Here is a 23,732-nt window from a genome sequence, read left to right as displayed (position 1 = left end):
TCGAACTTCAGTCGATCCGCACACTACCCCGACGCACCATTGCGATAGACCATGCTCCCTGCCGTCATCTGCTCCGCCGCGCCGTTCGACGTGAACGCGATCTCCACGAGATCGCGTCCCCAGATCACCGGAACCTTCACCGACATCCCGCCGCGATCGTCCGCGAGCGGCGTCAGCAACTGGTATTGCAGCGTGCCGATGTCGTAGTCGTTGAAGCACACCAGGATGTAGCCGGGCGCCCAGTCGGGCGCGCTCAACGTCGTGCGCAACGGGCTCGACAAGATCGCCGGCGCCGAATCGTCCGACTCATTGGTCGGGATCCACGTCGTATTCATGCGCGCCTGCCACGCCGCCGACAGCGGCGGCACGCCGGTCGACAATTGCTGGCCGATCGGGTTCGTGACATACGCATAACCGAGTCCCGGCGCGCTCCGGCTCATCAGGTAGCGGTATTGAATGCCCGGGTCGTCGGGGTCGGCGACGACGGTAAAGCGGTAACTGGTCGCGCTGCCGTCGCTCCACCACCAGCCGTCGCTGCGATACCGGCATGGGGTTGCGGTCAGCGGCGACCACGCAGTGCCGGTCCACGTGTCGATCGTGAGGCCGTCGGCCGCGACCTGGACCTGCAACGGCTTGCCGAGGTTCGCGTAAATGCCGGCGGCGGCGGAGACGTCGGGCGCCGCGGCGGGCGCCGGCACGGCAACGCCGACCTGGGCGGGCCGCGCGGCACCGAGCGCGCCATCGTCCTGCAACGCCTGGAACAGAATGCCCTCCACCAGCAGCGCCGCCTCGTAGCCCTGGTGGCCGGTGATCATCAACGCGATCTGCGCGTCGGGCAGCACGGTGAATTCGGACTGGAAGAAATCCGTGGCGCCGCCCTTGGTCCATGCCGTTACGCCGGCCGCATCGAAATTGGGCGCGCGGACGTTGTCCCAGCCGAGCCCCCACTGCCATTCGGGCGACGGATTGATCTGCAGCGTGGACGTCTGGTTCGAGCCCATGTCGGTGATACCGGCCGCCGATACGATGCGCTGCCCGCGATACGTGCCGCCCGCCACGAACAGTTGCGCGAGCTTCATCATGTCGGCCGGCGTGGTGCTGAGGCCGCCCGACGCAAACGGGCTCACGAATTCCTGCGGATACTGCCGGCCGTCCCGATACGGCAATGCAAACGCGCCGGCCGTCGGCACGCTCGTCAGAAACCCCGAATCGGTCATCCCGAGCGGCGCCAGGATGGTCTGCTGGACGAAATCCGCGTAGTTCATCCCGGTCACGGCCGCTACGATCTGCTCGATCATCGTGAAGCCGTCGTTGCAATACACGGCCAGCTCGCCCGGCCGGTGCTTCAGGTGCTGGTTCGCGAGCGCGGCTTCGGTATCGGCGGCGTAGCCCGCCGCCGGCGCACCCAGCATGAACGCGTTGCGTCCGTTCGTTCCGGGAAATCCAGATGCATGCGACAGCAGATGGCGGGTCGTGATGTCGACGTACGCGGGCGACAACATCGTGAAGGTCGGCAGATAGCGGACGATCGCGGTATCGAGATTAATCTGCCCGCGATCCTGCAGGATCAGCGCCGCCAGCGCGGCCACCACCTTGCTGCACGACCCGATGTTGTAGCGGGTCTGCCCGGTCGCGTCGACCGGCGGGCTCATCGCCGCATGTCCGAACGCCTGTTGCCAGACGATCCGGTCGCCCTTGAGCAGCGCCACGGAGAGGCTCGCGACGGCCGCGTTGGCGTCGAGCTGCGCCTGAATCAACTGGCGGCCGAGTGCGATGGTGCGGCTGTAAGGCGGCGCGCTCGGGCCGTCGCCGCACCCGCCCAGCGCGGCGGCCAGCATCCCGGCGCCGCCGTAGCCGAGGAACCGGCGGCGCGGCACGCTCGCGGGCCGGCCGTCGTCGCTCATCGTGCCTTTCATGCGGGCACTCATGCGCGCTGGCACTGCCATCCGGACGCCGCCATCGTCTCGACGTCGTTCACGTTCGACAGGCTGATCTCGAACAGGTCGCGGCCGGGCATGACGGGTATCTGGACGGTCATCCCGCAGCGATCGTCGGCGAGCGGTTTCAACAGCTGGTAGCTGGTATGCGCGCCGCCGTCGGTGCTGTAGGCGAACACGACGTAGCCAGGCAACGCGCCAAGGGTGCCGAGCGACACGCGCAGCAGGCCGCCGGCGAACACCGACTGCGCCGATTCGTTGATCACGTTCCACGACGTATTCACGCGTGCCTGCCATGCGGGCGTGAGCGCCGGCAACGCCGGCAACTGCTGCGCCAACGGTGTGACGCGGAACACGTAGCCCGACGGGTCGACGACCCGCTTGGTCAGATACCGGTTGCTCACCGCATTGCCCGCGGCGTCGGTGCCGGGCAGGATATCGAACCGGTACGACGCGGTATCGCCGTCGCTCCACCACCAGCCGTCGCTGCGGTACACGTACGGCGTGCTGCCGGGGCCGACGGCCGTCCATGCCGTGCCGTTCCATTTCGTCAGCGCGAGGCTGCCGTTGGCGTTCGCGACGACCTGCATCGGCGCCGATTCGTTGCCGTAGATGCCGCCGGCCGCCGACACATCCGGCGCCTGCGCGGCGGGCGGCGCGGCGGTATTCACCCGCGCGGGCGCGCCGGCGATACTGCCGTCTTCCTGCAGCGCGCGCAGCAGGATCGCGGGCGCGATGGTGCCCGCGTCGTAGCCCATGCTGCCGGTGATCATCAGCGCCATTTGCGCGGCGGGCAGCACGTAGAAATGACTGGAAAAGAACTGCGTGCCGCCGCTCTTGTACGCACCGGCGGAGCCGGCCGCGCGCAGGATCGGATCGTCGACGTCGTCCCAGCCGAGGCCATACGCATAGGAATAGCCGAGCCGGGTCGACTGGATCAGCCAGCGGTTGGTCTGGTCCGTCAGCATGTCGGCGATCCCCGCCGTCGACGCGATGCGCTGGCCGCGGAACACGCCGCCGCCGATGAACATCTGCGCGAGGTTCATCATGTCGACCGGGGTGGTCGACAGGCCGCCGGTTGCGTACGGATTCGCGAATTCCTGGCCGTACTGGGTGCCGTTCGAGTACGCCAGCGCGAACTGGCCGCCGACCGGCACGCTGGTCAGAAAGCCCGAATTCGTCATGTTCAGCGGCGCGAGGATGTTGCGCTGGACGAAATCGGTGAAGCTCAGCCCGGTGACGGCCGCGACCACCCGCTCGAACAGCGTGAAGCCGTCGTTGCAGTACACCGCGAACTGGCCGGGCACATGATTCAGGTGTTCGTTGGCGAGCACCGTCTGCGCGTCGGCCGCATAGCCGGGAATCGGCGCATACGAGAACATGTTGTTGACGTTCTGGCCGGGCAGCCCCGACGCATGCGACAGCAGATGGCGCGACGTGATCTGCGTGTACTGCGGCGACAGCATCGAGAACGACGGCAGGTAGCGCACGATCGGCGTATCGAGGTCGATCAGCCCGCGATCCTGCAGGATGACGCCGGCCAGCGCCGCGATGACCTTGGTGACGGAGCCGATGTTGTAGCGCGTCGTCGGCGTGGCCAGCGCTGCCGGGCTGATCACGGCATTGCCGAACGCCTGCGCCCACACCACCTGGCCGTCCTTGAGCAACGCGACGGAAATGCTGGCGAGGTTCTGGCGATCCGCGGCGAGCGCGGCCTGAATCGCCTGCTGCCCGGCCGCGATGGTCGCGCCGTAGGTCGACTGCTGAATGGTGTCGGCTCCGCCGCAGCCGGGCAGCATCGCGGACAGCAATCCCGCGCCGGCGTATTCGAGAAAGTGCCGGCGGCCGGCGCTCGCCGGTGCGGCGCCGCGGCGCGGGTCGGGTAGATCGTGGGGATGGGCCATATTGCCTTCTCAGGAAACCTGCTCTGCGGCACGGCGCGCGTCGCGCGTCGTCAGGGAACTGCCGTCCGGGCTCCAGCCCGGCGGCCGGATGAGGTAGTTGATCGCGACCGGCAGGCTGCCGGCCTTCGCGAGATCGCGCGCGATGTTGCCCCACTCGTAAAACGCGATCCTGAACGGGTTGTCGGTGCCGATGCTCGACGTCAGCCCGTAGTGCGGCGTGAAGCGCTCGGGCGTGTACGACCGGAACAGCCGGTCCCAGATCATCGTGGTGCCGGCGTAGTTGGTATCGAGGTAGTCGAAATCGCTGCCGTGATGGACGCGATGCTGCGACGGCGTGTTCAGCAGCGCTTCGAACCAGCGCGGCATCTTGCCGATCGCTTCCGTGTGGATCCAGAACTGGTAGATCAGGCTCACCGACTGCATGAACAGGATCATCTTCGGATGGAACCCGACCCACGGCATCCACGCCCAGAACAGGAACGATCCGGTGATCGTGCCCGTCCACGTCTGGCGCAGCGACACCGACAGGTTGTAGCGCTCCGACGAGTGGTGGACCGAATGCGACGCCCAGAACCAGCGCACCTCGTGGCTCAGGCGGTGGAACCAGTAATAGCTGAAGTCGTCCGCGAAGAAGCACAGCACCCACGCCCACCAGACGTTCGTCGGGATCGTGAAGATCCGGTGCGCGTACACCCAGCTCAGCACCGCCAGCACCAGCCCGCCGGTCAGCACGCTGACGACGAATGCGCCGGTCGCGAGCGCGAGGTTCGCCAGCGTGTCGCGGGTGCGGTACAGCGACCGGCCGAGCACCGCCGCCAGCACGAGTTCGACCGCGATCAGCACCGCGAAGGCCGGGAACGCGGCCACCATGATATTGGGCAGATTGTGCATGACCGTTGCGCTCCAGGCCGGCGGGCGATAACGCCGGCCATTGCCGTTCCAGGATTCGACCGCGACCTGCCGGTCGGCTCTTGCGCAAGGTGGACACGCGTCAGGGGCCGGGCACGGCACCCTGTCGCGTTGCTTTCAGAAGGTACTGCGCCCGGCTGGCTCGGCCGCGTCCGGTCCGGCCGGTTGCCGGCCGGCTCGAACGACGGGTTGGTCTCCCCGTTTCTCCAGGCTTTCTTCGACACCCCGCGCGATTGTTCTCGTGACGATTCGCTTTTTTGTGACGATTACCTGCAGCTCCCAAGGTACTGCACCCGATTCGCACGGGTAAATACCGCATATGCAGTATTCGCGGCGGCGAGGCCCGCGGGGCCGATCGCGTCAGGCCATCGCGTCGATCAGTAGTTGCATTTCCTGCGGGTCGAGCGGCTTGTGCAGCACGCTGAAGCCGCTCGATGACGCGGCATGAATGCCGGCGGGCGACGTGTCGCCGGTCACGATGATCGCCGGTATCTCGCGCCCGGTCGCCCGCAGCACCGCGCGCACGACATCCGCGCCCGTCACGTGCCCCGCCAGCCGGAAATCGGTCACGATCATGTCCAGCTCGGCGCGATGGGACGTCGCCAGCTCGATCGCGCGCTCCATCGACTGCGCGGCCACGACGACGTGGCCCCAGGCACGCAGCAAGGTCTGCATGCCGGCCAGCACGTCGCGATCGTCGTCGACGACCAGAATGGTTTTGCGCGGGCGGTCCAGGCCGGACTCCGCCGCCTCGCCCGGCCGACCGGAGCCGGCGTCGTGCGGCCGGGCCCGCGGCATCGCCGGCAGTTGCACGGAGAACCGCGAGCCGCGCCCGGCGGTCGAGCGCACCCGGACGCTGGCGCCGATCAGCACGGCCGTGCGCTGCACGATGGCCAGCCCGAGGCCGAGCCCCTGCTCGCGGTCGCGCGCCGCATTGCCGATCTGGTAAAACTCGCGAAAGATGTTCGACAGCTGGTCGGCCTCGATGCCGATGCCGGTATCGAATACCTGGATGTCGACCTCGGCGCCGCGCGGCCGGCACGCGATGAGGATGCCGCCGGCCGGCGTATAGCGAACCGCGTTCGACAGCACGTTCGACAGGATCGTGTGCAGCAGCACCGCGTCGGTTTCCAGCCAGACCGGCGTCGGCCGGATCGTGAGCGTCAGCCCCTTGGCCGACGCGGCCTGGCGAAACTGGTTGTCCAGCGCATCGAGTTCCTGCTGCAGCGGGAAACGGCGCGGCCGCGCATCGATCACGCCCGCATCCAGCCGGGAAATGTCGAGCAACACGTTGAGCAGCTGCGACATCCCTTTCAACGCGGTGCGCAGCCGTTCGGCGATATCGCCGAGTGCCGCGCCGTCGACGCTCGGCGCCCGCGCCATCGCGCGCAGCGTCGCGATGTAGAGGCCCAACGCATGCGTCGGCTGACGCAGGTCGTGGCTCGCGGCGGCGAGGAATTGCGACTTGCTTCGGTTCGCGAGCTCGGCGCGCTCCTTCTCCTCGGTCAGTTGCCGGATCAGCTCGACGTTCTCGAAGCGCAGCGATACCGCGTCGCGCACGGTGCGCTGGAGCGTGCGGCTGAACGCGAGATTGACCGCGAGCAGGAACAGCGACAGGAATCCCAGCACCGAAAACAGCGCGCTGCCATACATGAACGAGCGGATCGCGAACGGCAGCACGGTCGGCAATGCGTAGGCCACGTAGGTCGGCCACCACGACGACAGCGACGCCACCGACCCGCCCGTCATCCCGGCCAGCACGATGCAGATCAGCGCCGTCACGATGGTGTTGTGCGGCGAGAAGAACAGCACGCCCATGGCGCCCCACAGGCAGCCGGACACGCCGGCGAACAGCATGTAGGTGCGGGCGCGGCGCATCACCGTGTCGACCGGATGCGGGCCCGAGCGCCGGTCCCGCCAGACCACCGCGGTGCGGATCGCGGTCAGCACGCAGATCGCCGCGGCCCATCCGAGCAGCGTGTGTCGCGGCACCTCGTCCCGGAGCAGGAAGCTCGTGAGGCTGACCACGGCGACGTTGCCGAACAGGATCGGCGGCGACTGGCGATACAGCGTATTGACCAGTTCCAGCTGCACGTGGGCACGATGTTCTTGCGCTATCTTTTTTGCCATTTCAAAATCGCGTGGCGAATCCGGCGTTAGACTGGCGTGAAGTCGATCTGGTCCACCGCGTGACGTGTCGCAACGGGGATTGCAGCGTATTGTCGCAAAGGAACGAGCTTCCAGGTGACCCGGGAGAAGGCGAAAGAAAAATGAAAAAAATCGTGCTTGCCGAAGACCACGCCATCATTCGCGACGGGCTGAAGCTGTTGCTCAGGACACGGGCCAACTGGGCCGTCGTCGGCGACACCGGCGACGGCCGGATGGTCGAGCAACTGGTGCGCGACACGCAGGCCGACCTGCTGCTGCTCGATCTCGACCTGCCCGGCTGCCCCGGCATCGACCTCGCGAAACGCATCAAGGCGCAGTCGCCGCCAACCCGGATCCTGGTGATCACCGGCAACCAGAACCCCGCGATGGTCCGCGCCGCGATGGGCATCGGCGTCGACGGCTACCTGCTCAAACACGAAGATGGCGACGAGTTGCTGCATGCGATCTCGCTGGTGCTGTCCGGCATTCGGTATGTCAGCGACGCGCTCGCGCATGTCGTCGAGAGCACGTGCGACACCGACGCGCAGCCGATCACCGCGCGGGAGAAGGAAATCCTGGTGCTGATCGCCCACGGGCACTCGAGCAAGGACATCGCGACCCGGCTGAATCTGAGCGTGCTGACGGTGCGCAAGCATCGGCAGAACCTGATGGCGAAACTGTCGCTGCACAACGTGGCCGAAGTGACCGCGTATGCGATACGCGACGGTCTGACGGGCGTGCCCGGTTCGGCCGAGTTTCCGGTCGAGGAATCGTTGCGTTGACCGTCAGGCGGTAGCCGGGGCCGGCATGCCGACCCCGGGCTACACGCTCGCTGCCGAGCGGCGGCCTCGCCCCGATCGAGACCGCCGGCCGCGACGAACCGCTGCTACTGCGTATCCATCGTGCCGTACGACGAGTTGAGCGAAGGCGACGACAGCAGATGCGTGCCGTCACTCGAGTCCGAGCGGGCCCGGATGAGCGGGGTCTTTTCTTCCTGTGCCTGCGTGCCGGGCAATCCCGACGGAGCGGGCTCACCGACGCGCGCACTGCCGACGCGATCGGAGAACTTGCTCCTTGCCTGGTCCCACATCGTCTTGCCGTCGTTCAGCAGCACGTCGCCGATCCCGAACGGCAGGCCGCCCACGGCGCCCGTCCACGTCGCTTCCGCGAGTCCGAGGCTCCACGGCTTGTGCTCGATCGCGTTGGTCGCCATCTGCGTCACGTCGTTGGCCGCGATGCCCTCCGAGACGTTCACCAGCATCCGGATTCCGGTTCGCGCCGCCAGGCTCGGGATCGCCTTGATCGCGTCCGCGGCCAACGTCGCGTATCCGAACGACATCGCGCCGAATATCGCACCGCTCACCGCGCCGCTCTCGAGCGCCTGCGCAAAGCCCTTGCGGGTGAATTCGCTGCCGGGCCGGCAGTCGTATTCGAAGCCCGAAAACCCGACGCCGAACAACGTGTTCGTGGTGACCTGGGTCAGGAAGTTCGCACTGGAGGCGGCGAGCTTCGACGTCGTCGACAACGTGATGTTGAAGCACGACGGCGTCGACGCGGAGGCCGTCGAACTGCCGGCGGACGCCGAGGACGCTGCGCCGTCGGCGAGCGCATCGCCGGCCGCCAGGCCGTCGGCCAAACCCTCCTCCGCCACCGCCACCGGCACTTCCGCCGCGCCGAACGTGAAGAGGCTCAGGACGAACCCGCCGATCATCACGGCCGCCATCCCGATGCCGATGCCGACCTGCTCGCCGACGGTGATCTTGTTGCCGGACGGATCGGCAAACACGAGCGGGTTGTTACCGACGAACACGTAAGGGCTCGCGGTCTGTCGCGCCGGATCGGCCGACAGGAAGCGCCGCAGCCCCGGTGAATACAGGCGCGCACTGAAGTTGTAAAGCCCGCTTGCGTCGTCGTATTCGCGCCCCATGAAACGGAACGGCACCGCATCCTGGTTCGGACCGTCGCTCGATACGAGCGACCCGAACGCGCGATACGCGAATCGGGCAACCAGCTGGTTTTGACTGTCGACGACGGCCCAGACGCTCTGCGCCGCATCCTTCAGCGGGAAATAGCGCTGATCGCTGATCGCGGCGACGAGCCCCGTCGGTCCGTAGACGAACGCCGACCACGCGCCGCCGAGCAACGCCAGCAACGGGCGCCTGCCGAGGCCGTTGAAATAGACGTCGGCCAGCGTCGCGCCGCCGCGCCATCGCATCACGCGCTGATCGACGCCGTTGTACGCGAACTGCTGCGTCATGCCGCCGTTCGCCGATGCGACGCCCAGCACCATGTTGGTCGCCGTGTCGTAAGCGAGCGTCATCGCGCCGGTGCCGGTCAGGTTGCCGCGTGCGTCGTAGGTGAACGACGTGCTCGCGCCGCCGTCGATCGTCAGCGTGTCGAGCCGGTTCGTGCCCGCCGTGTGGTCGAACGCGTATGCCTGCCCGCCATCCTGCGTCAGCGACCAGATATTGCCGTTGGCGTCGTACTGGCCGACCTGTTCGCTGCCCGTCGACCCATCGTCGACCGACGCATCGAGCAGCCGGCCCTGGGCGTCGTAGCGGAACGCGGTGGTCGACGTGCTCGGCGTGTCCGGCGTGTCGAACGACAGCGAGATCGTGCGGGATTGCGGGGCCCCGTTCGCGTAATAGCCGTAGCCGATCGCGAACGGCGCGCTGCCCCGGCCGGCGACGGCGACCGTCTGCGACACCGGCCAGCCCGGCGACGCATAGCCGTATGTAGCGGCGAGCGTGCCGCCGTTGCGGATCTCCTGCTCGATATCGCCGTCGGGGGTGTACGCATACGACGCGATGTCGGTAGGCGTCGTATGCGACGAGCCGATGCCCGTCACATGGGCCGCCTGATCGTACCGGTAGTACACGTTCGCGAGCGGCGACGACGACGGATACGCGATCGCGACGATCTGGTCGAGATTGTTGTACGCGTAGCCGATCGCGCCGCTTGCCGCGGGCTGCCCGTCCACCGCGAGCGTCGCCACCGTGACGCGGCCGTTCGCGTCGTAGGTGAACGATTCGTTGACCTGCACCGGCCGGGCGCCGGCGATGTTCGACGGGGCGAGGTTATAGGCAACCGAGCCGGTCTTCCGACCGATCTGCGTCGGGTCGTTGCCGTTGCCGTCGTAGTCGTTGCGACGGACCACGGTAAACGGCACGTCACCGCCCGGCCATCCGGGGTCGCTCGCATGCGTGCTCAGCGCCGATGCGTCCCACGGCTGCGCGACCGTGCCCTGTTCGGTCACGCGTCCGAGCGCGTCGTATTTGAAGTAGATGAAACCGAGCGTATCGGGATCGAGCGCCGGCTGCACGAAGCGAACGCGCGAGCTGCGATCGCAGAGGAACGCGGTCTCCGCGCTGTCCGTGTCGGTCGACTCGAGCGTCCGGCCCGCGCCGTCGCGCTGCAGCGCCGACACGTACGCGGCGGAATCCTGCTGCGGCGAATCGGTGAAACTGTTCGGCTCGCTGATCGACGTCGTGCTGCCCGTTGCCGAGAAATCGACGCTCGCGAGACTCTGCCCGGACACGACGCCCGTACTGTCGCTCATGCTCGAGCCGACTTCGCGGCCATGCGTGTCGCGCAGACGCAGCACCTGGTTCTTGACCGGTCCCGTCACCGTCTGCGTGACATAGTTCGCGGGCAGATCGAACGCGCCGGCCGTATTCGCGCCGAACGCGATTTGCGTCGTCTGGCGTTGCGCGCGCGTCGTGCTCGCCAGATCGTGCACCGCGTACGCCTTGCCCGGTACGCCCTGCTCGATGCGCCGGGTGCGCGGCGACGCCTCGAACCGATAGCCGAAGTACGGATAGCCTTCGTCGTTCGAACGGCTCGCGACGCCGTCGTTCTGCCCGGCGTAGTAGTCCGCGACGTCGCCGGTCATCGCCCACGTATCCTGCGTCGCCGCGAGGAACGCGCCGACATCGACGAAGCTCGCGCGATAACCGAACAGCGGCCGCGTCGCGCCGCCGCCGAAGCTGGCCGGCGCGCTGCGCGTGATCGCGATCGTTCGGCCGAGTGCGTCGGCGATCGTGGCCGACACCACCGCGTCGCTGCCGACCCATTGCTGAGTCTGCCGCTTGCGCCCCGCGCCGTCGCGGAACGCCACCGCCAGCCGCACGCCGGCGAGCATCGCAACGTTGGTCAGCGCCAGCGTATTCGGGCCGGTCGACAGGCGGATCGCGGCCGGGTCGCCGGCGTTCACCGACGTGCTGAACAGCAACTGCCCGTCGCCGAAGAACGCCACGCGGCCGTTGCCGAGCACCAGCAGCCATTGCACCGGCAGGTTCGGCGGCGCGCCGAGCGGGGCCTGCACGGTGCTGCCGTCCGGCGCGGCAAACGAGAATCCGGCGGCGGGATCGTAGCTGATCGAATAGCCGGCGCCGAACGTCACGCCGAGCGCACCGGCGAGCGCGCCCTGTGCCGCGATCTCGACATAGAACGCGGTGGTCGACGCACCGCCGAAGTTGCCGCCCTGCCACGTCAGCGTGTCGTTCGCCGCCGCCGTGTGCTGCAGCGCGCCGCCCGAGCAGCGCCAGTTCGTCGCGACGTTGCTGGCCGCCCAGCGCTGCCGCCACTCGTCGCCGGTCAGGAACGTCTCGAGCGTGCCGCCGAGATCGGGGCTCACCGACAGATCGGCGTTCGGCGCGGCGGCATCGAACCGGCCGCCGGCATTGCCTTCGCGCGACAGGAACGCGATCGACATCGTCTTCACCTGCTGGTCGGTGCCGATCGTCGCGGTCAGCCGCTGGAACGCGTTGTAGCGGCGCTGGAGCGTCGTGCCGGCCGTGTCGAGCGTCGCCGTCAGCAACCGGTACGACGGATCGTAGACGCGCACCGTCATCTTGCTGACGAGCGGCGTGACGAACACGTTGTCGAGCAGCACGACGTCGCTGCTCGCGTTGGCCGCCGCCACCGCGAGCGTGACGCCGCTTTGCCCGGCCGTTACCGGAATGCCCAGCGTGCAATAGACCCACTTGCCGCCTGAATCCGCGAACGGCGCGACGCGCGGCGTACCCGCGATGCCGTCGACGCTGAGCGTCGCCGTGAAGCCCGCGCCGGCCACCGGCATGAAACCGGCCGGCGTCTTGTACCAGAAGCCGAGCAGATAGGTGGCATCGACATTGGCCGGCGAAAGCTGCACCGACACCGTGCCTTCGCCGTTCGGTGCGAGCGCGAGGCTCGTCGTGCCCGTGTGTGCGTCGCCGACCACCGGTCGGCAGCCGTTGACGGTCCACCCGCTTCCCGTCTCGTACGATTCGAAGCCGTAATACGCGCACTCGCCGCGCTCGACCGATGCGTTCGTGAACAGCGCGACGGCGAACGCCGAATCGGTGCCGTACAGCGTCGACTGCGCGACGCCCATCGCATCGCGGGTTTCGGTCGGCTGACCGTACGGCGTGCAGGCGAGCGTGGCGGTCGATGGCAGCCAGCCCTGCGGCGCGGCGCCCGCGTCGCGTCCGGTGAACGGAAACGGCACCCGTCCGTCGGCGCTACGGATGAATTTCCCCGCCTGGGCCGGCACGACGACGCCGTCGTACACGCACGGAAACAGCGCGTACGTGCTCGCCGACGCCTGCGAAACGACGGCTTCGCCGCCGTCGCGGCGCCAGTACGTGACGCTCTGCGCGATATCGCCGAAGCGGTGCTGCGCGAGCAACGCGGCGGCCGGCGCCGGGTCGTTCATCTGGTACGCGTAGAGGGTCGTGTTTTTGAACGTCTCGAGCTGCCCGGTGCCGCCGTACGTCGTGGTGTCGGTACCGACCACGTTGCCGGAGAACGGCGCGTCGAAGCCGTCGCTCACGTAGCGCGCGGTCCGGCTGCTCGTCACGCCGTCTTCGATCGTGGTCTGGGTCGTCCGGCACAGGAAGCCGCCCTTCAGGTGCAGCGTGCCCGCGCGCGGATCGGTCGGCGACGCCGCGCGCGCGACGTACACCTTCCACTGCGTCGTCGTGGACGCCAGCAGCGCGCCGGTCGTGTCGTAGGTGTCGACCTGATGCAACTGCCCGTCGAGCATGTCGTAGAAGTCGCTGCCGTCGCGCACGTTCAGCCCGTTCAGGTAGCGGTTCACGGTGCGCCCGAACAGCGGCCGGGACGGATCGCCGGTGCCCGGATAGACGATCGACGTGTAGTACTTGAACACCTGGCCGGTCGGATCGCACGCGGCGGTTGCCGGCTCCGGCGCGAAACAGGTCGCGCTGGTCTGTCCGAACCCGTTGTCGATCGACAGCCCCGTCACCGCGTAGTGGTGGAGACGGCCTTCGACCGCATCGCCCGCGTAGCTGTGCAGGATGATCCGGGTCGCGTTGTCGAAATTGCCGTCCGCGCCCGGATACGCGACGAACATTCCGGCGCCGCCGGGATACGTGCCGGGGCCGACGTCGCCTTCGTCGGCCGTGTAGATGCGCTCTTGCGCGAAGGCCTGCGCGGAAATCGACACCCGCCCGTTGCGCAGCAGCGTCGCCGCGGCCTGGTCGCTCTCGGGCGACGTGCTGTCGCTGACGAAATACGCGAGGAACTGCGGCGCTTCGTCGATCACGGCTTCGGCATTCAGCACGTAATTGCCGTCGCCGCCGAGCGCCTCATTGACGCGCGCCTGGAGATCCGCGCACGGCGTATGGCCGACGACGCCGTCCCATTCGCACGCGTGGCCGCGGAAGTACAGATACTGGCCGAGCGTCAACCAGTCGGTGCCGCCCCCAGACGGCCAATTGGACGTTTCGCTGAAGTCGATCGGCAGCGTCTGCGCGGGGGTGGCCGGCTTGCGTGTCCACGCGCCGCAGTCGGTATTCGGATCGAACGACAGCACCTGCGCGGTGGTGTCGCCGCCGCCGTTCGGATACGCGAGGATGCGCAGCGCATAGTCCGGGCCATAGGCGTAGCGCTGCTCGAGGCCGGTCGGCGCGCTCTCCGCCTGCAGTGTGTTGTTCTCGAGCCAGGTCTTGCCGTTGAAGCGCAGCACATGCCCGGCCACCGCGACGAGTTCGTTGCCGATCGAGCCGGCGATGCGCTGGACGCCCGGATCCTCGCTGTCGACCCGGTCGTCGAACGTGTGGGTTGTCAGCGGCAGGACGGGCCGGTACAGCGCGTCCCACTGGACGATCGTCACCGTATAGGAGATCTGCGTGTCGCTGGTACTGAGCAGGTTGCTGACCGCGACGAACGAATCGGACGGGCCGAGCGTCACGCTCGACGGGCTGGACGCCGAAAAATTCCCGATCTGCGCTCTGGACGCGGCGTTCCAGTTCAGGCAGGCGTCGAGCGCGAACAGCGACACGTTGCCCTGCATGTCGAGCAGCAGGTAATACTCGTTGCGCGCGACCGCCAGGGCCAGCGCCTGCATCGTGAAGTGCTCGACCGTCCATGCGGCATCGGGCCATCGCCATGTGACGCGGTCGTAGCTCGTGGTTTCGTGCACGACGTCGGTCGTGGCCGCGATCAGGAACGTGTCGCCGCCCGTGAGCGACACGCTGCCGCTCGGGCTCGCATACGTGAGGCTCGGCGTGTTGTAGCCGGTCACGACGCCGTTGATCGTGGCCGGAACCCATTGGGCCGGGCGGGCGTTGTCTGCCTGGAAGATATAGACGGTCGTGCTGTTGGTCGCCGAGCCCGGCGAGAACGACAGCGCAAAGAAATCCTCGCAGGCGACCACCTCGAGCGACGACAGATCGAGGCCGTTGGCATTCCTGAACAGTACGCTGTCGGGCGTCGGTTGCCACTTCCGCCAGCTTCCGAGCCAGCTGTACACCTCGACCGACAGCGCACCGCTGGCCGTCCCGTACCAGGTCACGACCGCGTAGCCTTTGCCGAAGAACACGCGTGGCGTCGCACCCGCGAACGACGTGCCCGACGGCGGCGACACAGAAAGCGAGCGGTCGCAGATGTCGAGCGCCTGCTTCGTGTACACGTAGGTCGCCGTCGCGCCTTCGCTGTACGTGATCGATTTGAGCGCGCCCGGGCTCGCGCCCGCTGCCGTCGCATCGAAGTAATAGTCGAACGCGAGGCCGGGCAGGCTTTCGCCGGCCGCGTTGCTGAGCGCGACGCCGGTCAGGAAGCGTTTGCAGGTGTCGCCGAACAGCTCGCCGGTGTGCGACGTGACGTTCGCGACCGGACTGCCGGCGCCACCCGCCGGGCTCGACGGCCGATACTCGAACGCGAAGCTGAACAGCGGCGTGCCGCTGGCATCCGCTACCGCAATGCGTTGCAGATACAACGTTTCGTAGCGATCCTGATACGCATTCGGCTGCGTGTCGGGCACGGCCTTGTGCGGATCCGCGTATTCGCGCGGGCTCTGCGGCGTCGTGTTGGCCCACACCTTGTTGCCGTACTGCAGCACGACCTCGCGGCCGAACACATCGGTCATGCCGGTCAGGTAACAGGCCTTGGTGTAAGGCAGCCCGCCCGCGCCGACGGGCTGCTCGACGTTCGGCAGCAGGCCCGCGCTCGTGCGCGGCCAGTCGTTGTAGCGATACGCGATGCCGTCGCCCCACGGGTTCGACACGGCGCTCAGATGCCATGCGCGCGCGTACTGGTACTGGCCGTCGGTCGATCCGCTGCTGCCCTGCCACAGCGCGACCGGTGCGCTAGACGGGCCATTGCTCGACGCCCATCGCACGCCCCATTCGATACTGTTGCCCACCGATGTCGCATAGCGGCCCACGTTGGCGCTCAGGCCGCCGAACGACAGCCGGAGCCCGTTGTCCTTGACGATCACCCAGCGCTCGTAGCGCGCGTAGTAGAGGATCTTCCAGAATTCGTAGTTGACGAGCTGATAGGATTCGCCGCCGTCGAACGCGTTGAGCGTCGCGCCGTCGAGTGCCAGGTCGTACAGTTGCTGATTGGCGTCGTCGGCGAGCTGCCACGCGGACGTCCCCGTCGACGACACGCGTGCGGCCGGCGACAGCACGAGCCCGTTCGCGCCGAACGCGGCGACGACCGCGGCCGGCACCGTGCCGCCGTTCGCAAGCGAATCGGCGAGCGCGCCCGGCATCGAGAAAACGAACGGCGTCGTCGGCTCGCGCGCGAGATCGGTCGAGATGCTCTGGCTCACGTAGCAATAGCTGCGGGTGGCCGGCATCAGCGAGCCCGCGTCGTTCAGCACGATGGTCGGCGCCGGCATGCTCCATCCGAGGCCGAGCGCGCTGGTCGGCGCATCGCGGTTCCACGTGATCGCGCGCTCGTGCACGTTGCTCTGATAGAGCAGCGACAGCGTGAGATCGAGATTGTCGCCGGCGGTACGTCCCGGCATCGACAGCAGCGTCTGCGTGAAGTTGATGTCGCCGCGAAACAGGTTGACGCTGCTGCTCAGATCCCCGACGTTGGTCGAATCGAACTGGAACGTACGAATGGCCGGGATCTGCGAATTGGTGGCATCCGCAGGCATGGCGCTCTCCTTGACAGAGATCAGCGAGATGAGTGCGCCGGGCGTGGCGCGTGCGGGCAAACGGGGGCGGGCGCCCCCGCCCGTCAACCGACGAGACCGACTACGACGATGCTCGCGTAGCTGTTGTCGTCGTCCTGCTGATTGCCCGACCCGTCGGACATCCAGGCCCAGACGCCGCTGGTCTGTGCATGCGAATGGTTGCTCGGGTCGACCCGGGTCTGGTTCGGGCCGGCGCCGATGGTGCGTACATGGTGGTCGTCGGAGTCCGGGTATTGCGCCTGGAACCCGGTCAGAAAGCTGACCGCATTGGTAATCGTGGCGCCCATCGGGATCGACGTCTGGCCCGTACCGACTTGCGACTGATACGGGACGACCACGAAACCGGGATCATTGACCGACGTCGCGATCAGCGAGCCGGTCGCGGTCGGATTCGCCGCACCGTTGCCGGACGCGTCGTGCATCGCGGCGGTCGCCGAGATCGACGAGGTATTGTTGATGGGCGACGATGCACCGACCGATACGGTGACGGTCTCCACATGGTGATCCGTGTTGCCATAGCTCAGGTAGAAGCCGGCGAGCGTGGCCTGCAGGACCGGATTCGGCGTGCCGGGGAGCAGGATGCCGGGGCTCTGGCTGTGATCGGCTACCGCATAAGGCGGGCTCAGCAACACCTTCGACGTGGGTGCACCCGTCCACGCGATCACCGAGACCGTGACATACGACGCACCCTTGTCGATCGGGTGCCCCGATGCGTCGTCGAGCACGACTGCCGCGCCGACGGTGATTTGCTTGCTGCTCGGCTTGCCCGTCGTGAGCAGGATGCTCATTTGCTCGAAGTGGTGGTCGTCGCTGCTGCCGAACGACAGCTGAAACGACGCGATTCCGGCAAGAAACTGTGTGACGGGATTATTGAAGTTAAAGGGTGTCGAGCCACCGTTCAACACCACATTTTGACTCAGGATTTCCAGCGCCATTTTGGTCCCCGTTTCGTTGTGGTTGAACAAAAAAGCAGACGTCTTTTCTTGTGGTACGAATGATGTGCGACCGACGATCAAATATCAAGGTCGGTTTGAAAATTTTTTGGACGCGTGGGAACGCCCTTCCGGGCCGACGGTGATTCGTAAAATCCTTGCCAGGATGGCCCTGAAAGGTCGTTGAATGACTGCCGGGGGGCGGGGCATTTTTGCGATTGGCTTTCATGGGTGGGAGCGAAGGGAAAGTCCGACGCGGGCCGCCTGCACGCCATAAGCAGGAATGCTGCCAGGGACATGCAGGTTATTTTGCCGCTTCCGGAACGAAGATCGCTCCCCGTTTAAGTGCGATGAATGTCGTTGGATCCAGCAATATTTCCAAGCTGTCGCCGACAAACCAGCCATGTTTAGAGCAACATCAAGTTCGTTCCGCGCTCATTTAATTCTGTTCAATTGATTTATTGAAATCATGATTATAAAATAAAATATTTAATTTATTTTATTGAATTAAATTTTCTCCATGTCGCTCATAGCCCCCCCAAAAAACTGGAGAAAAGTGGATTCGGGACGAGATAAAACGCGACAATTAACATCGTGCCGATCAAGTCGATATTCACCGGAGTCCGGGCACGCGGTACAACTCCGTCATCCCGCCTGCCCCGCGCGCCGCAGTTCCCGCCATGCGCGCGGCGACATCGCAAACCGTTCGCGAAACGCGCGGCTGAAATGCGACATGTCGTTGAATCCCCAGCGCAATGCGATGTCGGACACGCGCAGCACGCCGCATTGCGGGTTCGCGAGATCCTCCGCGCACCGCTCGAGCCGCAGGTTCCATACGTAGCGCATCAACGACGTGTCCTCCGCCTCGAACAGCTTGTTGATGTACCGCGACGAAATCCCCATCGCCTGCTCGATGCCCGCCGGGCTCAACTCCGGATCGCGCAGCTGCTCCAGCAGATGCCGCTTCACGCGCATCAGCGTCAGCGCCTTCATCCGCGACTGCGCGAGGTCGTTGCGCTGCAGGCTGCCGAGCGTCATCGCGATCAGCGAAATCGCGGTATCGGACAACTGCAGCACCTCCTCCTCGGACACGTGCCGAATCTGCGACGACATCTGTTCGAGGAACGCGCGCATCACGCTGCCGACGCCCTGCCCCGTCTGAATCGGGCACGCGGTGCGGCGCTCCATGCCGACGACGAGCTGGTTCAGCGTCGCACGCGGAATGCTGACGACGATTTCGCGCCACGACTGGCCGAACTGCAGCCGGTGCGGGCGCGTTGCGTCGTAGATCGCGAAGTCGCCCGGATACAGCGTGACGATCTTGCCGTCCTGTTCGACCGACTGCGTGCCGTCGAGCATCAGGACCGCGAAATACTTGTCTTCGTATTCGTTGCGGGCCTGGCGATAGCACCGCGTGACGGCCTGCTCGCTCGCATGAATCTCCGAGATCCGCAGCTTCTCGCATTTGCGCTGGCGCACCTGCCCGAAGAAGTCGCTCTTCTGGACCGCCGCGATCTGCACGTCGGCAAAAAGGCGCAGGATCGTCTCGCGCCAGAATTCGATCCGCTGGCTGATCGAACCTTCGGTCGCGACTTCGATTGACGGGTTCGTCCACTCGGACGACGCGCCGGCGGGAACGGGGTCCGGTGCATCGCGATGCGCGGCGGGAAGGATCGGATACGGTGTCATGATCGTGCCCCACGGGGTTGTGCGAACGAGCCGCCATAGCGTGCCCGTCCAAAAACGCGGTGTCCAACGATTCGGCCGCCGGACACCGCGTTGCGCGCCGGGCCAGCGTGCGGCCGGTCACGCGAAGGTCGTCCCCCGCCAGTCGGACGATTGTTCATACGCATACGCGCAGCGGTAGATCGTCGCCTCGTCGAAGCGCCGCCCGACCAGTTGCAGCCCGATCGGCAGGTCTTCCGCGATTCCGCACGGCAGCGACATCGCCGGATGCCCGGACACGTCGAACGGCGCGGTGTTCGCGAGCATCTCGAACGCGCGCGTCAGCGACTCGGACATCGCGCAACCGGGCTCGGGCAGCTGCGACGCGCGCATCGGCACCGTCGGCATCAGCAGCAGATCGCAGGACTGCAGCGCCGCGTCGTAAGCCGTCCGTAATCGGCGCGCGAGGTTCTGGCATTTCGCGTAGTAGCGGCCGCGATACCGGCTCGCGAAGTATTCACCGAGCAGCATCGTCACCTTCACGGTATCCGGCAACTCGTCGGCCCGCTCGCGCCACCCTGCGTGGTGATCGATCATGCCGGTCACGTACAGGCCGCCCCAGTTGAAGCCGTGGCTGTTGCCCTTCATCATCTGCTGCGTCGCGCCCTCCGCGGCAATCGGCAGCCAGATCGCTGTGCCGGCCGCATGCAGCGGCACCGACACGTCCTCGACGTGCGCGCCCAGCTTGCGCAGCCGGTGCGCGGCCGCGAGCACGGCCTCGTCGACCACCGCTTCGGAATTCGCGAGCCCGAAGGCTTCGCGAAGCACGCCGATCCGCAGGCCGGCGATGCCGTCGCGAATCGTGCCGAGGTAATCGGCGCGCGCCGGCAACGCCCGCTGGCGCGGATCGAGCCCGTCGTCGCCGGCGATCACGTCGAGCAGCAGCGCGTTGTCGAGCACGTTGCCCGTCATCGGCCCGAGGTGATCGACCGTCGCCTCGATCGGCATCGCGCCGGTGTACGGCACGAGCCCGTGCGTGGGCTTCATCCCGTAGATGCCGCAGTAGGCGGACGGGATCCGCACCGAGCCGCCCTGGTCGCTGCCGAGCGCGAGGTCGACCTCGCCGCTCGCGACCAGCGCGCCGCTGCCGGACGACGAGCCGCCGCTCGAGTGCCCCGCCTTGCGCGGGTTGTGCACGGGCCCCGACGCACTGGTGTGCGAGCCGCCGGAGAAGCAGTAGTACTCGCAGGTCGACTTGCCGGCGATCGTCGCGCCGGCGTCGAGCATCCGCGTGACGACGGTCGCATCGACGTCGGGCACGTAGCCCTCGAACGTGCTCGCGCCATTGCGCATCGGCACGCCCGCGACGCAGATGTTGTCCTTCACGGCCACCGTCTTGCCATGCAGCTTGCCGGCGCCGGCGCCCTGGATCGTGCTCTTGCGCGCCCATGCGCCGTAACGGTTCTCTTCCCCTTCGGGGCGGTAGCCCGGCGTACGCGGATACGCGACGACAGGCAGGTAGTCGGGCAGCGCGTCGATCGTGTCGTACGCGTCGAAGTTCGCCTGCAGCGCCTCGTCGTAATCGGCGAGCTGACGGGCATCGACATGGAAGCCGAAGCCGGCTGCGATGTCGGACAGTTGTTCGCGGGTCGGGCGTTTGATGGCCATCGACGTTCTCCAGTTCGGTAAGCGGCGCCGCCCGCTCCGCACGGCGCCGGCAGGGTTCAGCGGGCGGGGGTGACGGCGTCGCGCATCATCCCGGTGCGCGGGTGGCAGTTCACGTATTCGTAGATCTGGTGCTTCGCGTCGAAGACGGACACCTCGTGGTACAGCCGCAGCTTCGACAGCCCGGTGACGACGCGGAAGAACGTGACGAAGATCCGCAGGTGGGTCGGATGGGATTCCGCCCAGCGCTCGAGGCGATCGAGCGAGCGCCAGTGGCCGATGTTGTAGCTTTCGTCGAGCAGGTTGCCGTCGACATCGATCGAGCGCACGTAGCGGTTGCTGTAGCAGCCCACGTCCGCGCCGTTGTCGCGCAGGAATTCCATCCCGCTGCGCAGTGTCGGCTCGATCTCGTCGAGATACAGCCGGCGCTCGTCGCGCTCGGCCGCGCGCCAGTCCTGGCCGGAGCGGATCAGCGCGATGTTGTCGTGTGCAAGGACGACCACGCGGCCGCCGCGGGCCGGATCGCCTTCGACGACGCGCAACGCGCCGTCCGCGTTCATCCAGTCGGTTTGCGAGATCGGGAACCGGTCGCGCATCGATCCCCAGTAGCCGTGCTCCTCGATCTCGCCGCTGACGCCGTCCATGATCGCGCCGACGCCGGGGAAATCGCTCGTGAATGCGTACAGCGTCTCGAACTGCTCGGCGCGCGGCGCGACGATTTCCCGGAAGTAGCCGATCCCGTCCGCGAGTCGCGCGTCGGACGTCCACCATTCGGCGAGCGCCGGCGACGCGATCCAGCGCGCATACGCGGCCGGGTCGCGCCAGTAGCCGACGGCGATCAGGTTCTCGTAACCCTGGTCGTCGGTGTGTTGCGTCAGATCGTGGTGCTGCGGGCCGTCCGGCGCGCCGAAATCGGCGACGATCCGGCGCAACGCCGCCAGCGCCGCGGCGTGCTGGCCGGCGCCGCGATACTGCACGCCGAAATAGCCCATCACGACCTGGCCCAGGTCTTCCGTGGCCCGGGCCACGTACATCGGGAACGGCGGCTGATAGTCGTCGGCGACGCGACGCGAAAGCGTGCGCGGGCAAAGCAGATGCTTGTCGATGGCGGATTCCATGCTGACCTCTCGGTGAAGGCAATCGGGTGTCGAGGATTCGACGTTCGGAAATGACGTGACGCGTGTCGTCGGCGTCAGAAAATATGCGCGTAACGCAAGCCGGCCAGCACGCTGTTCTTCGGACCGTTGTGTACGCTCAGGTCGGTGCCGAGCTGGATCTGCACCTGGTCGGCCTTCGTCACGAACTTCGACGCGGTGAGCCGCATGCGCGTGGTGCGAAGCGCGTCGTTGTTGTCCACGCCGTCGACGCTCGTTTCGCCGCCCCAGAGCTGCGTGATGCCGATCCCGAGCGACGTGCCGGCATCGGGCATGTAACGCACCATCGCCTGCGCGCTATAGCTCATCCGCTGATGCAGCGTCGCGCCGCTCGCGCCGTACGACGTGTTGTTGCCGTACCAGATCGCGTCGCCAACGAGATCGAGCGCCCACTGCGGCGAAAAGTGCTTGATGTACGCCGCCTGGAAATCGAGCGACCAGCGGTTGGCGCCGAGATTGAGGCTGCGATTCTGGTCGTAGCTGCCGGTCGGCGCATACAGATAGACCGTCGCGGCGACGACGTCCTTCGCGTCGTTCAGCCGGAATTTCAACGGTGCGGTCAGGATCACGTCGCCGACGCCGTTCGTACTGCCGAGCGCACTCGCGTTGCCGAAGCCGCTCACGTGACCGAACGGCAGCAACACCTGCGGATCGATCGTGAGCCGGTCTGTGAGCTGGAACACATGCAGCAGGCGGGCGATGCCGATATTGGACTGCAGGTCGAAATCCGGCGTCCGGTTGCCGTTCGCGTAGTACGCGTTCGTCGCCGAGTAGTTGTAGTACAGCACGCCGATCGTCGCGCCGGCCGGATACTGCTCGTAGTCGCCCGGGTCGACCTCCACCGCGCCCGCGTAATGCGACGCGACCGCCATCAGCGACACGCCGATCCAGCGCGCGATTCGCTTCAGTTTCATTCTGTTGACGCTTTCCATCATGCTCCTCACCTGGATGCGCAGACACCGCCATGCTCGACGTGCGACGAACGCAAGCCGTTGCCGGACGCCGGAATCGCGGGATGCTGGCTGACTGTTGTTCCGCCGGCACATCGGGGGTGCCGGCGATTCGCGACATCGAACGGCCGTCGCTTGAGGATGAGAATAGAAAGGCAAAATCCGCGTTTCTGTTTTCCGGCGGAACAAGAAATTGGTTGTGGCGGGCCTCTGCCGCCCGCGCCATGCCGCGGTAACCAAACTGGCACCGCAGGCTTCGCTGCGACGGGGCCGCGTCAGCACAGTTTCCGATCCGTGTCGGCAAAGAACCCGGCTTTTTCTCTTCTTACCCTGCTCATCGAGCGTGACCGACACGACGTAGCGGTCGTCGCCCCAACCACAACAAGGAGCCCCACGATGAGCGCGAACCCCTCTTCGGAAACAGTCTCGACGCCCGGCGAACGCGCCCGCGCGCTGTTTCGCGTGATGAAAGAGAAGAACCTGATCCCCGACGGCTATATCGAAGGCCTGACCGAACTGATGTCCGCGACCTGGGATCCGGCCAACGGCGCGCGCATCGTCGCGCGTGCATGGGTCGATCCGGCGTTTCGCGAACTGCTGCTGAAGGACGGCACGGCAGCGTGCGCGCAGTTCGGCTACACCGGCCCGCAGGGCGAATACATCGTCGCGCTCGAAGACACGCCGACGCTGAAGAACGTGATCGTCTGCAGCCTGTGCTCGTGCACGAACTGGCCGGTGCTCGGGCTGCCGCCCGAGTGGTACAAGGGCTTCGAATATCGGGCGCGGCTCGTCCGCGAGGGGCGCACGGTGCTGCGGGAGCTCGGCACCGACCTGCCCGACGACGTCGTCGTGAAGGTGTGGGACACCAGCGCCGAAAGCCGCTATCTCGTGCTGCCGGTGCGGCCGGCCGGCAGCGAGCACATGACCGAAGCGCAACTGCGCCCCCTCGTCACCAAGGACGTGCTGATCGGCGTCGCGCTGCCGCGCGTGAGCTGAACTGCGCGCACGCCCCTATCGACTTCATTGCGGAGATCACAC

The 23,732-nt window shown here is 66.8% G+C and carries 12 protein-coding genes; 2 read left to right on the top strand and 10 right to left on the bottom strand.

Translation table 11 applies throughout. The annotated features are described in order from the left end of the window. Window positions 1-23 precede the first annotated feature (23 nt). From BX604_RS24890 to BX604_RS24875, 4 genes are all read right to left on the bottom strand, one after another. A complete protein-coding gene (locus BX604_RS24890; protein ID WP_098554030.1) occupies window positions 24-1,916 on the bottom strand; it encodes a serine hydrolase domain-containing protein in 1,893 nt (630 codons plus the stop codon). An 8-nt stretch (window positions 1,917-1,924) separates the two neighbouring features. Further along, complete coding sequence (locus BX604_RS24885) at window positions 1,925-3,841, bottom strand: serine hydrolase domain-containing protein (protein ID WP_098553499.1); 1,917 nt, start codon at window positions 3,839-3,841, stop codon at window positions 1,925-1,927. A gap of 9 nt (window positions 3,842-3,850) precedes the next feature. Next, entirely contained in the window at window positions 3,851-4,732 is an 882-nt protein-coding gene (locus BX604_RS24880) for a sterol desaturase family protein (RefSeq protein ID WP_098553498.1), read from the bottom strand. Between the two features lie 378 nt (window positions 4,733-5,110). Further along, window positions 5,111-6,880, bottom strand: coding sequence for a hybrid sensor histidine kinase/response regulator (locus BX604_RS24875; protein ID WP_098553497.1), 1,770 nt, complete (start codon window positions 6,878-6,880; stop codon window positions 5,111-5,113). A gap of 140 nt (window positions 6,881-7,020) precedes the next feature. On the opposite strand from BX604_RS24875, the gene BX604_RS24870 reads away from it, so the two are divergent. Beyond that, the gene (locus BX604_RS24870) at window positions 7,021-7,680 is read left to right on the top strand and encodes a response regulator (RefSeq protein WP_098553496.1); all 660 of its coding nucleotides are present in this window, start codon (window positions 7,021-7,023) and stop codon (window positions 7,678-7,680) included. A gap of 104 nt (window positions 7,681-7,784) precedes the next feature. On the opposite strand, the gene BX604_RS24865 is transcribed toward BX604_RS24870, so the two are convergent. The 6 genes from BX604_RS24865 to BX604_RS24840 all read right to left on the bottom strand — a co-directional run bounded on the left by BX604_RS24865 (window position 7,785) and on the right by BX604_RS24840 (window position 22,679). Beyond that, a complete protein-coding gene (locus BX604_RS24865; protein WP_098553495.1) occupies window positions 7,785-16,289 on the bottom strand; it encodes an RHS repeat domain-containing protein in 8,505 nt (2,834 codons plus the stop codon). Between the two features lie 83 nt (window positions 16,290-16,372). Then, a complete protein-coding gene (locus tag BX604_RS24860) occupies window positions 16,373-17,344 on the bottom strand; it encodes a hypothetical protein (protein ID WP_143748102.1) in 972 nt (323 codons plus the stop codon). A gap of 561 nt (window positions 17,345-17,905) precedes the next feature. Then, complete coding sequence (locus BX604_RS24855; RefSeq protein WP_098553493.1) at window positions 17,906-18,949, bottom strand: helix-turn-helix domain-containing protein; 1,044 nt, start codon at window positions 18,947-18,949, stop codon at window positions 17,906-17,908. Window positions 18,950-19,066: 117 nt separating this feature from the next. Next, window positions 19,067-20,593, bottom strand: coding sequence for an amidase (locus BX604_RS24850; RefSeq protein ID WP_098553492.1), 1,527 nt, complete (start codon window positions 20,591-20,593; stop codon window positions 19,067-19,069). A gap of 56 nt (window positions 20,594-20,649) precedes the next feature. Beyond that, on the bottom strand, window positions 20,650-21,708 hold the full coding sequence (gene oxdA, locus BX604_RS24845) for an aliphatic aldoxime dehydratase (RefSeq protein ID WP_098553491.1): 1,059 nt from the start codon (window positions 21,706-21,708) through the stop codon (window positions 20,650-20,652). A 74-nt stretch (window positions 21,709-21,782) separates the two neighbouring features. Continuing rightward, window positions 21,783-22,679, bottom strand: a complete 897-nt coding sequence (locus tag BX604_RS24840) for a transporter (RefSeq protein WP_098553490.1) — start codon at window positions 22,677-22,679, stop codon at window positions 21,783-21,785. 411 nt (window positions 22,680-23,090) lie between these two features. Here BX604_RS24840 and nthA point away from each other — a divergent pair, with 411 nt between their 5' ends. Beyond that, entirely contained in the window at window positions 23,091-23,690 is a 600-nt protein-coding gene (gene nthA, locus BX604_RS24835) for a nitrile hydratase subunit alpha (protein WP_098553489.1), read from the top strand. Window positions 23,691-23,732 lie beyond the last annotated feature (42 nt).

The sequence above is a fragment of the Burkholderia sp. JKS000303 genome, assembly GCF_002563755.1.
In the GTDB taxonomy this organism is placed as follows: Bacteria; Pseudomonadota; Gammaproteobacteria; order Burkholderiales; family Burkholderiaceae; genus Burkholderia; species Burkholderia anthina_B.
Note: the sequence above shows the minus strand (reverse complement) of the source record. Positions and strands in the feature narration are given on the sequence as shown.